Annotated in this window: 13 protein-coding genes; 11 read left to right on the forward strand and 2 right to left on the reverse strand. The window is 39.9% G+C overall.

Translation table 11 applies throughout. From position 1 onward, the window contains the following. Window positions 1-5 precede the first annotated feature (5 nt). The 11 genes from ABIB30_RS12235 (at window position 6) to ABIB30_RS12285 (ending at window position 12475) form a co-directional block, all read left to right on the forward strand. The gene (locus ABIB30_RS12235) at window positions 6-626 is read left to right on the forward strand and encodes a DUF4294 domain-containing protein (protein ID WP_354302384.1); all 621 of its coding nucleotides are present in this window, start codon (window positions 6-8) and stop codon (window positions 624-626) included. A 2-nt stretch (window positions 627-628) separates the two neighbouring features. Beyond that, window positions 629-1126, forward strand: coding sequence for a glutathione peroxidase (locus tag ABIB30_RS12240; RefSeq protein WP_354302386.1), 498 nt, complete (start codon window positions 629-631; stop codon window positions 1124-1126). 37 nt (window positions 1127-1163) lie between these two features. Then, complete coding sequence (gene bshB1 / locus ABIB30_RS12245) at window positions 1164-1898, forward strand: bacillithiol biosynthesis deacetylase BshB1 (RefSeq protein ID WP_354302388.1); 735 nt, start codon at window positions 1164-1166, stop codon at window positions 1896-1898. Window positions 1899-1953: 55 nt separating this feature from the next. Next, the gene (locus ABIB30_RS12250) at window positions 1954-3315 is read left to right on the forward strand and encodes an acyl-CoA dehydrogenase family protein (protein ID WP_354302390.1); all 1362 of its coding nucleotides are present in this window, start codon (window positions 1954-1956) and stop codon (window positions 3313-3315) included. Window positions 3316-3429: 114 nt separating this feature from the next. Further along, a complete protein-coding gene (locus ABIB30_RS12255; RefSeq protein ID WP_354302392.1) occupies window positions 3430-4563 on the forward strand; it encodes a redoxin domain-containing protein in 1134 nt (377 codons plus the stop codon). A 174-nt stretch (window positions 4564-4737) separates the two neighbouring features. Continuing rightward, window positions 4738-5286, forward strand: a complete 549-nt coding sequence (locus ABIB30_RS12260; RefSeq protein ID WP_354302394.1) for an RNA polymerase sigma factor — start codon at window positions 4738-4740, stop codon at window positions 5284-5286. Between the two features lie 80 nt (window positions 5287-5366). Further along, the gene (locus ABIB30_RS12265; protein ID WP_354302396.1) at window positions 5367-6389 is read left to right on the forward strand and encodes a FecR family protein; all 1023 of its coding nucleotides are present in this window, start codon (window positions 5367-5369) and stop codon (window positions 6387-6389) included. A gap of 91 nt (window positions 6390-6480) precedes the next feature. Then, window positions 6481-9774 carry a SusC/RagA family TonB-linked outer membrane protein gene (locus ABIB30_RS12270; RefSeq protein ID WP_354302398.1) on the forward strand — a complete coding sequence of 1098 codons (3294 nt, stop codon included), beginning with the start codon at window positions 6481-6483 and terminating at the stop codon, window positions 9772-9774. Between the two features lie 10 nt (window positions 9775-9784). Next, on the forward strand, window positions 9785-11149 hold the full coding sequence (locus ABIB30_RS12275) for a RagB/SusD family nutrient uptake outer membrane protein (RefSeq protein WP_354302400.1): 1365 nt from the start codon (window positions 9785-9787) through the stop codon (window positions 11147-11149). A gap of 68 nt (window positions 11150-11217) precedes the next feature. Further along, window positions 11218-12030, forward strand: coding sequence for a hypothetical protein (locus tag ABIB30_RS12280; protein ID WP_354302402.1), 813 nt, complete (start codon window positions 11218-11220; stop codon window positions 12028-12030). 10 nt (window positions 12031-12040) lie between these two features. Further along, a complete protein-coding gene (locus ABIB30_RS12285) occupies window positions 12041-12475 on the forward strand; it encodes a YdcF family protein (RefSeq protein ID WP_354302404.1) in 435 nt (144 codons plus the stop codon). A gap of 232 nt (window positions 12476-12707) precedes the next feature. On the opposite strand, the gene ABIB30_RS12290 is transcribed toward ABIB30_RS12285, so the two are convergent. Both ABIB30_RS12290 and lat read right to left on the reverse strand, forming a co-directional pair. Continuing rightward, window positions 12708-13112: a hypothetical protein gene (locus ABIB30_RS12290; RefSeq protein WP_354302406.1), complete on the reverse strand. Its 405-nt coding sequence runs from the start codon at window positions 13110-13112 to the stop codon at window positions 12708-12710. Window positions 13113-13118: 6 nt separating this feature from the next. Continuing rightward, a complete protein-coding gene (gene lat, locus ABIB30_RS12295; RefSeq protein ID WP_354302408.1) occupies window positions 13119-14450 on the reverse strand; it encodes an L-lysine 6-transaminase in 1332 nt (443 codons plus the stop codon). Window positions 14451-14587 lie beyond the last annotated feature (137 nt).

Genomic DNA, 14587 nt, shown 5'->3' on the forward strand with positions numbered 1-14587 from the left:
AATTTATGAAATTTTGCAGTTTATTTATTCTGTTATTTGTCATTATTGCCTTAGGTGAACTAAAGGCCCAGGAAAGTTCTGCGCCTGTTAAGTTTCCTGTGAGAGGCAAAAATGATACCATCAGAGTAGCCTCCACAAATGAAGACGGCGAAATGATACCATGGATACCTCTTAATGAGGTAGTTATCTATGGTGCCAGAATTTTTAAAACTCCCGCAGACCGTGCAGCGTTTAACAGGCTCCGTTACAATGTACTAAAAGTTATGCCTTATGCCCTTTTTGCAAAAAGAAGGTATGAACAACTGGAGCGTGATCTTGCTGTAACCACAGATCGCAAAGCGCATAAAAAGCTGGTCAAAGCATGTGATGCTGAAATCAAAAAAATGTTTAATACTGAGATCAAAGAACTGACCATTACGCAAGGCCAGATTCTGACCAAGTTAATTGACAGGGAAGTCGGTCGAACTACATACGAAATTGTCAAAGAAACACAAGGAGGTGTAAAAGCCTTTATTTACCAGTCCGTTGCAAGAGTAGTGGGCCATAATTTAAAAAGCACTTATAACCCTGAAGAAGAAAGAGATATAGAATCTATTATTCAGTCTTCGGGCTTTTATCATCAATAAGCATGGAAGAAAACCCTCAAAGTATTTACCAGTTTAATGCAAAACTAATCGATGGAAAAAATAAAGAATTAGCAGATTATAAAGGTAAAGTACTTCTGATCGTAAATATTGCTTCTGCGTGTGGATTCGCGCCTCAATTGAAAGAACTTCAGGAGCTTAGAGATTCGTTTAATCAGGACGAATTTGAAGTTCTGGGTTTCCCTTCCAATGATTTCGGGGGCCAGGAACCTCTGGTAGGAACTGCGATTTATGAATTTTGTGAAGCAAACTACGGTGTTAAATTTCCTGTATTTGACAAAATCATGGTCAGGGGGTCGCAAGCAAATCCAATCTATAAATTTTTGAGTAATAAAGACCTCAATGGTCACATTAAATCTACACCAAGGTGGAATTTTCATAAATACCTGGTCAATAAAAATGGCGAAGTAGTGGACTACTTTTTCCCGTTTACCAAACCATTATCTTCAAAGGTCAGAAAGAAAATTCAACGCCTGCTCTAAAACGGTGCGCATTGCTCACCAATTCTAAAACAAAACAATGAAGTTAGATATATTAGTATTAGCTGTACATCCGGATGATGCAGAATTAGGCTGTTCAGGAACAATTTTAAAACATATTGCCCAAGGCAAAAAAGTAGGAATAGTTGATTTTACGAGGGGAGAATTAGGAACCCGCGGAACAGCTGAAACACGTGATCAGGAAGCTGAGGATTCGGCAAAAATATTGGGCTTGCATGCCCGTGAAAATTTAAGATTCAAAGATGGGTTTTTCAAAAATGACGAAGAACATCAATTGGAGGTAATCCGGATGATCCGAAAATATCAGCCTGAAATCGTTTTAGGTAATGCGGTACGTGACCGCCATCCTGACCATGGAAGAGCTGCCTCTTTAGCGAGCGATTCTTGTTTTCTGTCTGGTCTGCCTAAAGTGGAAACGCTGGACAACGGTGTAGCGCAACAGGCATGGAGACCGCGGTTATTCCTTCAATATATTCAGGATACTTATATCAAGCCAGATGTAATTATAGATATTACGCCTTATATTGAAACGAAAATCAATTCGATCAAAGCTTTCAAAACTCAATTCCATAGCCCTGAGCTTAATAAAAATCCAGAGCTTGACGGCCCTGCGACTTACATTTCTTCTCCAGAATTTTTTGAGAGTGTAATTGCAAGAGCCAGAGAGATGGGAAAACCTATCGGTGCGACTTATGCAGAGGGCTTTACTTCTGCTAAACTTTTAGGAGTAGATAGCCTTTTCGAACTGCGTTAGGGAACAAAATGGTGCTATTGGCTGTTGTTAGTATAAATCTAACACAGCTTCAACTATGGCCGGTATATTCTCTAAAATAAAAAATGCGTATACACTTTTTCAAAGTGTAGATCTCGAAAAACTGGATGCACTATCAAAAAAAGTAGATCTTAAAAAGATAGTGGATTCGGTAGCCGGTCTGGATGAAACCCAGCTTTCCGGTTTAATGAAAATGCTGGGCACTCCACATAAAAAGAAGGAACTTCCACCCATTAACGGTGATTTCTATCATTTGGGAGATACGGCATTAAATGAGGAAGATCGTGCACTGCAATTAAAAGTGCGTGCGTTTTTGGAGAAAGAAGTTAAACCGCTGGTCAATGAATACTGGTTGAAAGCGGAGTTTCCCTTTGAGCTGATCCCTAAAATTGCAGAACTGAATATTTGTGGATTGACTTACCAGGGTTATGGATGTCCCGGTAAATCAAACGTAATGGAAGGAATGCTGGCGATGGAAATGGCCAGAATAGATACTTCCATGTCCACCTTTTTTGGTGTTCAAAGTGGTTTAGCAATGGGTTCGATCTATCTTTTGGGCTCAGAAGCTCAAAAACAAGAATGGCTGCCAGAGATGCAAAAGATGAAAATTATTGGTGCTTTTGGTTTAACAGAACCCGAAGTAGGCTCTGCAGCTGCGGGAGGGCTCACCACCACAGCTAAGAGACAAGGAAGTAAATGGATTCTGAACGGTCAGAAAAAATGGATCGGTAATTCTACATTTTCTGATGTAACGATTATCTGGGCAAGAGATGTGGATGATAACCAGGTCAAAGGGTTTCTGATCCGAAAAGGAAATAAAGGTTTTGCTGTAGAGAAAATGCAGGACAAAATGGCCTTAAGAATTGTGCAAAATGGTTTGATTACGCTAACCAATTGTGAGGTGGACGAAGAAGACCGTTTACAAAATGCCAATTCCTTTAAAGATACCGCTAAAGTATTAAGAATGACCAGGGCAGGCGTAGCGTGGCAAGCTGTGGGTTGTGCGCGTGGAGCCTATGAAAGTGCATTAGCCTATACCAGGACACGTAAACAGTTTGGTAAACCTATTGCTTCTTTCCAGCTCATCCAGAATCACCTCGTAGAAATGTTGTCTAATCTGACAGCGATGCAAACTTTATGTTTCCGTTTATCTCAATTACAGGATCAGGGATTATTGACTGATGAGCATGCTTCATTGGCCAAAGTATTTTGTTCGTTGCGAACCCGCGATGTAGTGAGCAGGGCGAGAGAGGTAATGGGTGGAAATGGTATTCTGCTAGAATATGATGTGGCTCGTTTTGTGGCCGATGCAGAGGCGATATATTCTTACGAGGGTACTAAAGAAATTAATTCGTTAATCGTTGGCCGTGCCATTACAGGATTTTCTGCTTTTGTTTAATAAAGATACGTTAAACCGAAATAGTTCGTTATATTTTGGTTACATGTAACATCCTCCAATTTATTACCCTTAATTTTGGGTATACAGTAAATAAAACAATTAAAAATAGAATAAATGAAGAGATTAGTGCTGTCACTATTAATGACTACTCCCGCTTTTGTGTTTGCACAACAGGGAGATTTTACATTGAATGGAAAAATTGGTGCACTGGATGCTCCGGCAAAAGTATATCTGACTTATAGAAGTGGCGAAAGTGCAGTAATGGACTCAGCAACAGTTAACAAAGGCGCATTCGTATTTAAAGGAAAAGTAGCCGGGCCTACTATGGCAAGAGTGATTGTGGACCATAAAGGTGAAGGCTTAAAAAAATTGGGAAGATCGGCGGATAATGCGATCGTTTACCTGGAGCCGGCAACCATTAACCTGACGGCTAAAGACTCTGTGAAAACAGTGGTAGTTACGGGGTCAAAATTAAATGAGGAGAATGCAAGCTATATGAAATATATTGCTGCACCACTTGCTGTGTTGACTGCTATAAATAAAGAATATGGTGACGCTTCGGAAGAAAAACAAAAAGATGAGGCATTCAGAAAATCACTGGAAACCAGATATGATAAAGCAGAAGGAGACATGAAAGCTCTTCAGGCTACTTTTATTAAAGCTAATCCTGATTCTTATTTCAGCTTGCTTGCCTTGCGTGAATTAGCAGGACCAAGTATTAATGTGGCAGAAATTGAACCAGCTTATAAAGGTCTTTCTGAGAAAATACGTGCTTCTCAGGCAGGAGTTGAATTCGAGAAAGCTATTGATGCTGCCCGTTCAACTTCGGTAGGGGTAATGGCACCTGATTTTACGCAGAATGATGTGAATGATAAACCTGTGAAATTATCAAGTTTCCGTGGTAAGTATGTCCTGCTTGATTTCTGGGCCTCCTGGTGCGGACCATGCAGAGCAGAGAATCCTAACGTGGTTGCTGCCTACAATAAATTCAAGGACAAGAAATTTACTGTACTTGGTGTTTCCTTAGATCAGCCAGGTAAAAAAGATGCATGGTTAGCTGCAATTAAAAAGGATGGTTTGGTATGGACACAGGTTTCTGACCTTAAGTTCTGGAATAATGCAGCAGCAGCGCTTTATGGCGTAAGAGGAATTCCTCAAAACTTCTTAATTGATCCTGCGGGTAAAATCGTTGCGACTAATTTAAGGGGAGAGGAATTACATGCTAAGCTTGCAGAACTCCTGAAATAAATTTGGAAAGAGCTGTTTGATCAGTTCTTTTTGACCGTAATAAGCACTAAGCCCTTTCAAGGGTTTGGTGCTTTTTTTTTACCTGGCTTGCTGGAAGCTGTTAAATTGTTTTTTCTGATAGAATTAATACTATATTTAGGTACAGCTAACACTGACCAGTTAGTTTTGGGAAAAATGTTAAACTATATTCAAAGTATAAAAGAGGGTGACCATATATCTTTTGAGATAGTTTTTAAGCTATGGCATAAAAAAGTCTATGCTTATTTTTTTAAAAAGACTGCTTCCGGAGATCAGGCAAAGGAGCTTACTCAAATGGCTTTTATTAAGCTATGGAATTTTAAGCACACCCTGTCCGAAGATCAGCCACTCGACCTTCAGCTGTTCAAAATCGCAAAAACAACTTTATTGGATTATTTTAGAAAACTGGCTAACGATGAACGTAATCTGAAGTTGTATTACCATAAGGCATCCGAAGATGTTGTAGAGCAAGATCAGAGTTTTGATACTAAAGAGCAGTTGGATTTAGTCTTAAACTTGCTGCCACCAACGCGTAAAAAGGTTTTTGTTTTAAACAGACTTCATGGCTACTCTTATAAGGAAATATCTGAACAACTTTCTATTTCGCCCAGAACAGTAGAAAAACACATCTCATTGGCCATGAAACAGCTTCACGGTTACTCTTCAATCCCAGCAATTATTTTCCTGATCAGGTTTTTTCAATAGAAAACTAAAGGTTTCCGAAGAAATTAAAATTTATTTTTCAGGCATTACGGGTTTTGCTCAAATCAAATCGTATTAGTATTATGAATATGTCAGAAGAGCTGCTGAATAAGTATTTTAAAGGAACTTGTACACCAGAGGAAAAGATCCTGGTGATTCAGTATTTGAATGAGACCGATGATTTACCAGCAGGCGTATTTAGCAAAGATGAATGGGATGAAACTCCGGATGCGATTATCTCTGAGGCAGAAACACTCCTGATGTTTGAGGCAGTAAGGAAACAGACTACTGCTAAAATAGACCGGATAAGCTGGCTTAAAATTACCGCTGCAGCAGCAATTGTGTTGACTGTATTGGGAATTGGACTTTTGAGTTTGAACCGAAATCAATCAAAGCTTATGCTGGCTGACAGGCAGAACCTTCCTGTTGAAATCAAGAATGCTGTTAACTGGAAATCTGTCGTGAATTATACAGAGCAAGATCAATTGCTAACCTTACCGGATAATTCTACCGTAAAAATATATCCAGGTGGCGAATTAAGATATACTGTGCCTTTTGTTCAACATAACCGGGAAATCTATTTGAAAGGAAAAGGTTTTTTTCAGGTTACAAAAGATAAAAAACATCCTTTTATAGTCTATGCAAAAGGTGTTTCTACTACTGCTTTAGGAACTTCTTTTACCATTACGGCTTCAGAGAAAAATAAATTGGTTAAAGTACAATTGCATACCGGAAAGGTCTGGGTTAAAAATGTAGATTCTATCCATATCAAGCCATTCAGTGAAATCTTAAAACCTGGAGATGAGCTGGTTTACAATATCTTACTGAATAAAGTAAAGCTGATGGATGCTAAACTGCCTATGCGTAAGCAAAAAGACAACCCGGTCATATTTAACTTTACACAAGCTCCTTTAGCCGATGTTTTTGCCAGTTTAGAGCAGCACTACCGCGTTAAGATTATTTATAATCCGGCCGATGTGGCGGAAATGTCGTTTACAGGGAGTTTAAAATTAACGCTACCCATAGCAACCATACTGGAAGAAATAACCGAACTAAATAAATTAAGTCAAACCAAAACAACTCAAGGTTACCTGATCAGCAAGTAAAATCAAATCAATATCATTTATATAAATACCCTGCTAAATAAGCATGGAGGGAATCCTTTTGCCAAAATTAAACCACCAAAAACCATAGATTATGCTTAGAAAATTTACCAAACATCTGTTCTTTTGCCTGCTGCTGATCGCAGTTTCGGTAAAAGCCTGGGCTCAGACCTCTGAGATTACCGGGATCGTAAAAGATGAAATGGGGGAGCCCTTAATTGGTGCCACCATCCTTTTACAGAATATGAAAACCAATGAGAAGAAGGGGATCATGGTGAATAAAGATGGCAAGTTCCTGATTAACGGGCTGTCTGCAAATATACCTTACACGGTTAGTGCTTCTTACATCGGTTATGCGACAAAAACAATTAGTAATTATCTGCTTAAAGCAGGTGAACAGGCAACTTTGCTCATTCAGTTAAACCCCGATTCCAAAGCGCTATCCGACGTGGTTATTGTTGGGTACGGAAGTCAGAAAGCAAAAGACGTAACCACTTCAATTGCCAGTATTAAAGCTGCGGATATCGAAAACCAGCCTATCAGCAATGCTGCGGAGGCTATGGTCGGTAAAATGGCTGGTGTTCAGGTTTCACAGGGCTCTGGCACACCTGGAGGGGCATTGTCCATTAAGGTTCGTGGAGTAGGGACTATTACTGCTGGTTCCAGTCCTTTGTATGTCATTGATGGAGTACCAATTTCCAATGATAATATTAACACTTTAAACACCAATGACATCGCTTCTATTGAAGTGCTGAAGGATGCGTCTTCAGCAGCAATTTATGGTTCCAGAGGTTCTAATGGGGTAGTTTTAATTACCACCAAACAGGGTAAGAACGGTGTTTCTACCATTAATGTAAACAGCTATACCGGCTGGCAAACACTATCGCACAAAATCAAAATGATGGATGCGTATCAATATTCTCAAATGGTGCTGGATTCGAGGAATAATTCTTATACAGATGTGATGGATGCCATTAACAGAAAAAACAATGCTTTAGGTTCGCCTGCCGTTAATTACAACATCAATGACAGTAATGGTACCCGTTTATTTAATACTTCGAACAACACCAATACAGTAATTCCACAAGAAATTATACCTTATTTGCAGGGTCAGCAAGGCTTAACCAATACAGATTGGCAGGATGAAATCTTCAGAGTAGCACCCATACAAAATCATTCTATCTCTGCTGCGGGTGGCAGTGAATTGCTGAAATATTATGCTTCTCTTGAATATTTTAATCAGGATGGTATTATTATAAACAGTGGTTTTAAACGCTACAGCGGCAGATTGAATCTGGAAGGGAGAAAAGGAAAAGTAAGGTATGGCGTCAACTTCAATCCGTCGGTCATTAATGAGAAAAGAGTAAATGCAAATGGTGCTTATAACTCGAATGGGGGAGGAATCGTTGCATCTGCTTTACATTATTCACCTATTTTTCCGGTATATAATCCGGATGGCTCGTACAGTTATGCCCAAAACTCCTGGAGTCCTGGTACGGTTACTACTTTGCCTAACAATACTGTTGCAAGTGGTAATGGTGAAACACAAGCCTGGAATCCTGTTGCTTTAGCTAAGCTGCAAAAAGATGACGTGAGTTCTCACCGAATGACAGGAAGTACATTTGTTGAGGCGGAAATATTTAAAGACCTGAAGTATAAACTTCAATTGGGATTTGATATTTTCAATAGTTCAGAAGATACTTTCAGACCTTCTACAATCCCTCAATCCAACACTGCTGGTAATCCATTATCTGAAGCTACAGGCTCTTCCAGAACGATTAAAGAAACTAACTGGTTATTAGAACATACTTTAAACTATGCTAAAACCATCGGAGACCATAGTATTAATGCTTTGCTGGGCTGGTCTAATCAGAAGGATGATTTAAGTGGAAATTATGCTTTTGCTTCCAAAGGATTTATTAGTGATCAGGTAGAATTTCTGAGTGCTGGTTTGGTGACTAATGGAACCTCTACCCGTACGCAGTGGGCATTGGCATCTGGCATTGCAAGGTTGCAGTATAGTTATAAAGGGAAATACCTGTTTACAGGTTCGGTAAGAGCGGATGGTTCTTCTAAGTTTGGAAAAAACAATAAGTGGGGTTATTTCCCCTCAGCTTCCCTGGGCTGGAGATTATCAGAAGAAGATTTTCTTAAAAACTCAGAAGCAATCTCCGATTTGAAATTAAGAGCCAGTTACGGTTTGACTGGTAATTTTAACATCCCTAATTATGGGTCACAAGGAGCGATGACTAATTACGGTTATGTATTTGGTGGCGCTACCCCATCGGTTGTTAATGGTGCTGCACCATTTGCGCAACCAAACGATGATTTGAAATGGGAAAAAACAGCGCAGTTGAATCTTGGATTTGATGCTTCTTTTTTCAAAAATAAGCTGACTTTGTCTATTGATGTTTACAACAGTAACACTAATAATTTACTGTTGAATGTGCCTGTCCCTATATCTACAGGTTTTTCTACCGAGCTGAAAAATATTGGTAAGGTCAATAATAAGGGAATTGATATTAATTTAGGTACGCAGCAGCAATTTGGTGGAGTAAGGTGGACAGCAAACGCTAACTTCTCGAAAAACATCAATAAAGTCGTAGAATTAGGCCCAGGTAACGCAGACATTATCAAGACAGGATCTGTTGCCAATGCCTATTTTATTACGAGGGTTGGCGAGCCTATCGGTTCTTACTATCTGCCGGTAGTTTTGGGCGTATTCAAAAACCAGGCAGAAGTTAATGCTTACCCTCATTATACAGACACACAAGGCAATTATGATCTGAATACCTCTAAACCAGGTGATTTTAAATTTAAAGACGTAGATGGTGACGGGGTGATTGACCTGACAAAAGACCGGGAGATTGTAGGAAATTACCTGCCTAAATTTACTTACGGTTTTGCGGCTTCAGCAGAATATAAAGGTGTAGATCTGAATGTTTCAATGCAGGGTGTCTACGGAAATAAGATCCTGAATCTTTCCCGCAGGTATTTTGCAAATAAAGAAGGTAATATGAACAACATGGTGAGTTCTCTGGATCGCTGGATGTCGGAAAGTAATCCGGGAAGCGGTCAGGATGTTCGGGCTAACCGTGCTGCAAAAGGCAGTAATGGTACAACTTCTACGTGGCATGTTGAAGACGGATCTTATTTAAGAATCCGTAACATCGCTCTGGGCTATACTTTTCCAACTGATTTAGTTAAGAAAATGAATTTAACTAAGCTTAGAGTTTATCTTTCCGTACAAAATCCATTTACTTTCACAAAATATTCGGGATACAATCCAGAGGTGACCAACCGATCTGATGCCACCACAAACGGTGAAGATTATGGCGTTTACCCGACTTCAAAAACAATATCCTTAGGTATCAACATCACTTTATAAAATAAAAACCATGAAAAATTATATATACATTCTTATTGGTGGTTTAGTGCTGACAGCCACTTCCTGCAAGAAATTCCTGGATTTAAAACCACAGGATTCCTATACCGAAAACATTTTTTATGTGGATGAGAAAGGGCTTCAAGGAGGTCTGATCAGTTGCTATGATGCTTTACAAACTGATAGCCTTTACGGAAACAATCTGTTAACTCTGGGAGAAATCCGAGGAGACAATGTTACTGACAACGATCCTGGTTCGGGAGCAGGTGTACGGAATCAAATTGAAGTATTTGCTGAAACTTCAGCCAATAATATCCTTTCGGGCAGCTGGCAAGGACACTACAAAGCTATTTACCGTTGTAATATCATTCTGGACAGGGCCCCTGCAATCGTGATGAATGAAACTATAAAAAACCAGATCATTGCGCAGGCAAAATTTATCCGTGCCCTAAGTTATTTCAACTTAACCAGACTCTGGGGTAATGTCCCATTGGTAACCAAAGTTCAGAAAACCGAAGAAGCCCGTGAAAACAGCCGTTCCACACCCGCGCAGGTTTATCAGCAAATTATGAGTGACCTGACCGACGCAGCAGCGAAACTTCCTGTCTCCTGGTCCGATGCCCAAAGAGGAAGAGCAACCAGTTACGCTGCTTCAGCCCTTTTGGGTAAAGTTTATCTTTATCAGAAAAACTATACGATGGCAGCCTCAATCCTGCAACCTGTAGTTACTGCCATCTATACCGGCACCACCTTGGCAACCGTACCACAAACCACTACTTTTCCTAATACATTGAAAACGAGTAAAGATATCATCTTTGCGGTTCAATATCTTTCAGGCGGTGTAAAAGAGTTTGTAAATCAAGATAACCGTTATAGAAATAATAACAATACCAACATTATTAACCTGCCACAAAGTTTATTTGAAGCTGGCGATAACCGTAAAGCGCTCCTTGCTGTAACCGGTACAGGTGGCCGTCCGGGGAAATTTAATACCCCACAGGTAAACAATGAAACCAGTAGTGATTTTCCAGTGCTCCGCTGTGCTGAAGTGCTTTTAATGTATGCAGAAGCATTGAATGAAGTTGCTTACGGAAATCCAGATGCATTTACAGCGCTGAACGCAGTACGTACCAACGCAGGAATAACTGTAAAAACACCAGCCATGCTAACTTCACAGAATTCATTCAGAACAGCTCTTTATTTAGAAAGAAGACTAGAGCTGGCTCTGGAAGCCGACCGCTGGTTTGACATTGTGAGAACCAATCAAATGGCCGCAATCTTCCCTGGCATTCCAAACTTCAGAAGTCTGTATCCAGTACCACAAGTAGAAATTGACAACGTCAATAAAAAAGACGGCTGGCAAAATACTGGCTACTAAAAAAATAAAAAATCGTAGCAGTTATCAGAATAACTGCTACGATTTTAACAACTTTAACAAAAAAAACTATGAAAGCTTCTTTCCTGCTATTTTGCAGCTGGCTCATCACAATAACAGCCATCGCCCAAAATCAAAATCATGGGTCATCCAACCAATACACCCTTCAAAATACAACTAACCCAGTTCAATATAAAAACTATTACCTGCTAACCCTCTTACAAAAAGATGCCGCAGTAAACACACTGATCCAAAAAGACCCCGTGTTCAGCGACCTCTTAAAAAACAAGACAACCAACATCAACGCTGCATTAAAAAACTGCGCCGGCGATATTCTATGTCTCACTACAACAATCAAATTCAGTCCCGAAGAAATAAAAATAGTAAGTAACCGTTTGCAAGCCCTTTTTAAACCTGGCAATGCATTAGCCTTGCTGATCAGCCACGACCTTATCCCATCAGGCTGTTATAATAGCTATGAAAACCTAAAACCTTTGGAAATGCTAACCAAAGCCTGGGAACAAGATGCTAATGCCATAAATTATGTCATCGACGTCTATGTAAATGGTCAAAAACCGAATTATCCGGCTATAGACTCCATTAGTTTTGATCTCAAAGACAAAAACTATCCTGAACTAGTTAACACCAATGCAAAACTAAGTCTGACTGCTAAAAATACATTATACTTTGAACCCTCTCTGCAATTTGCGTTAACCGCGTTGGAAATCAATGAAAGAAATGATGCTGCCGATTACGAGCCCATGGCCACTACCGTAAACAAGGCTGCTCTTTCCTCCATTAAAAACACAAATTTCAAAGCCTATCCCTACACCTTGATCCTGGTACCCGGAGAAGGCCCCGAAGAACATGATTACAGAACTTAGTGCAGGAGGTATGCTCCGTTGCCGTCTCGCAGCAGAACAATACCAAAAGAAAGTTGCGCCCTATATCATGGTTTCCGGTGGGAGAGTACACCCCTATAAAACAAAATATAGCGAAGCTTATGAAATGAAGAAATTTCTGATGCAAACCTTACAAATTCCCGAAAGTGCTATCCTGATGGAACCACACGCCAGGCACACGACGACCAACCTGCGTAACGCTTCAAGACTCATTTATCGTTACCACATCCCAATGGAGCAACCCGCGCTTGTTGTAACTACTAAATCACAAAGCATGTATATCAGCGATATCATGCCTCAGCGCTGCATCAAAGAACTAGGCTATGAACCTTACAAAGCCGGAAAACGTTTATCAGACAATGACCTTGAATTTTACCCAAATACTAAATCCTTACAAATAGATTTTGATGAACCCATGGACCCATAGGTTCATCAAAACCTTTCCCCATTTAGTTTCTTCTCAACCAAACACAAAACAATCCAAATCCATCCATTTCTTTAACACCTAAGAGGGATTTTCCAGGGAAGAAGGATTCTTAGCAAAACAAAAAACCACCCTGCTATATTTATGACATGTTTAATCGCTTTTCGCGGTTAAATCCGTCATAAATATAGCAGGGTGGTTTTTGTTTCTATTTTCCCTGGAAAAACCTCAGATCCTAGTTAAATGGCCGTTTGGTAATACTCGTGTTCCCCATGGCGCTTTTCTCGTACAGTCCCACACAAGAACTATCGAACGAACTATCAAAATTCACCTTTCCAGCCTCTAACTCCGTCGGTACCTTAGTCCCCTCCAAGAAATAATAAACCTTGGTATTTCCACCTTTATGATGCGGTTTATAATTCCCATAAGTTTCCATTTCCGACCAGATGGTATCTTTCACCGTAACCGCGAACACATACTGAACCGGGCCCGTATTGTTCTCGTTTCTATACTGAGCAACCTCCTTGAAGCCAGCCTTAAGATCGCCTGCTCCAGGCTGAAAAAACGTACCCTTCAACATCCAACCCACTAAAATCAATACCATTACGCCCAGAAAAATATTAATCTTTGTATTTCGCATCCTCTCTTATAAATCAACCAACACTTTATGCATAACCTCTAAACCCTGATCAATATGGCTTTTCTCCATAATCAACGCGGGACGGAAACGTACAGTTTGCGGGCCGCAACCCAGGAACATTACATTATGCTCCAGACCCTTTTGAATAAACGCATTACGCATTTCACCATTCGGGAAATCAAAAGCACAAAGCAGACCCTTGCCCCGTACATTACTAATCTTATCATACTTCTGGGCCAGCCCTTCCAGGTTATCCTTTAAATAAGCACCAACACCAGCCGCATGATCACACAGTTTATCCTCCTCGATAATCTGAAGAATCTTTGTCGCTCTCACCATATCAACCAGATTACCACCCCACGTAGAATTAATTCTTGAAGGGACGCGGAATACATTGTTCTCTATCTCATCTACCTTATTTCCCACTAATATTCCACAAACCTGCATTTTCTTACCAAAAGCAAGAATATCAGGACGTGCCTTTTCACTATAATGCTGATGACACCAGAACTTACCAGTTAAGCCAACACCAGTTTGCACCTCATCATAAATCAGGAAAGCATCGTTCTCATCAGCAATGTTGCGGAGTTGAATTAAAAACTCTTCACGTAAATGATTATCACCACCTTCAGACTGGATCGGCTCAATAATAATCGCACATATATCGTCCTTATAATCAGCAAAAGCCTGTTTCACCTGAGCAATAGAAAGTTCTTCCGTACTGATTGCTGTCGCTAAATTATCATGCTCCAGCGGGAACTTTACCGTAGGAATAGAAACCCTTGGCCAGTCAAATTTGGCAAACCATTTAGTTTTGTCCGGTGATGTATTTGTTAAACTTAAAGTATAACCAGTTCTGCCATGGAAGGCTTTTTCGAAATGGAGTACTTTAAATCCTTTTTCTTCTTTGTGACCCTTGGCAAAATTTTTCTGAACCTTCCAGTCCATTGCCACTTTAATCGCATTTTCAATAGCTAACCCGCCACCTGCAATAAAAAAAGCATGCGGAAGATAAGAAGGGATACCAATCGCGCCAAAAGTTTTTACAAATTCTGCATACTGCTGCGTATACACATCAGAGTTTGAAGGGTTTGCCATTGCCGCCTGCAACAGATTTTGTGTAAAAACAGCATCATTAACCATTTTTGGATGATTATATCCAAGGGGAACAGATGCGAAACAAGTAAAGAAATCCAGTAATGTCCGCTTGTACTTTGAGTCGTAAATGTATGCTCCCTGGCTTTGTCCCATATCGTAGGTTAAATCAAATCCGTCAGCTAAAACATGCTGACTTAAAATCTCATTAACCTGATCAGGAGCTACAGTAAGTTGGTACATAATTCTTATATTTTGGTTTATCCAAATTTAGTAAAATGCCCCTGAATAACAAGTCTGGGGCATATTTTACATAAAAAACCAAAAACAAGGTTTAAACTGTTTAAAGTGTGATTTTACAATAAAATTGGTTTTGGACT

Source organism: Pedobacter sp. UYP1 (assembly GCF_040547305.1).
Classification (GTDB): Bacteria; Bacteroidota; Bacteroidia; order Sphingobacteriales; family Sphingobacteriaceae; genus Pedobacter.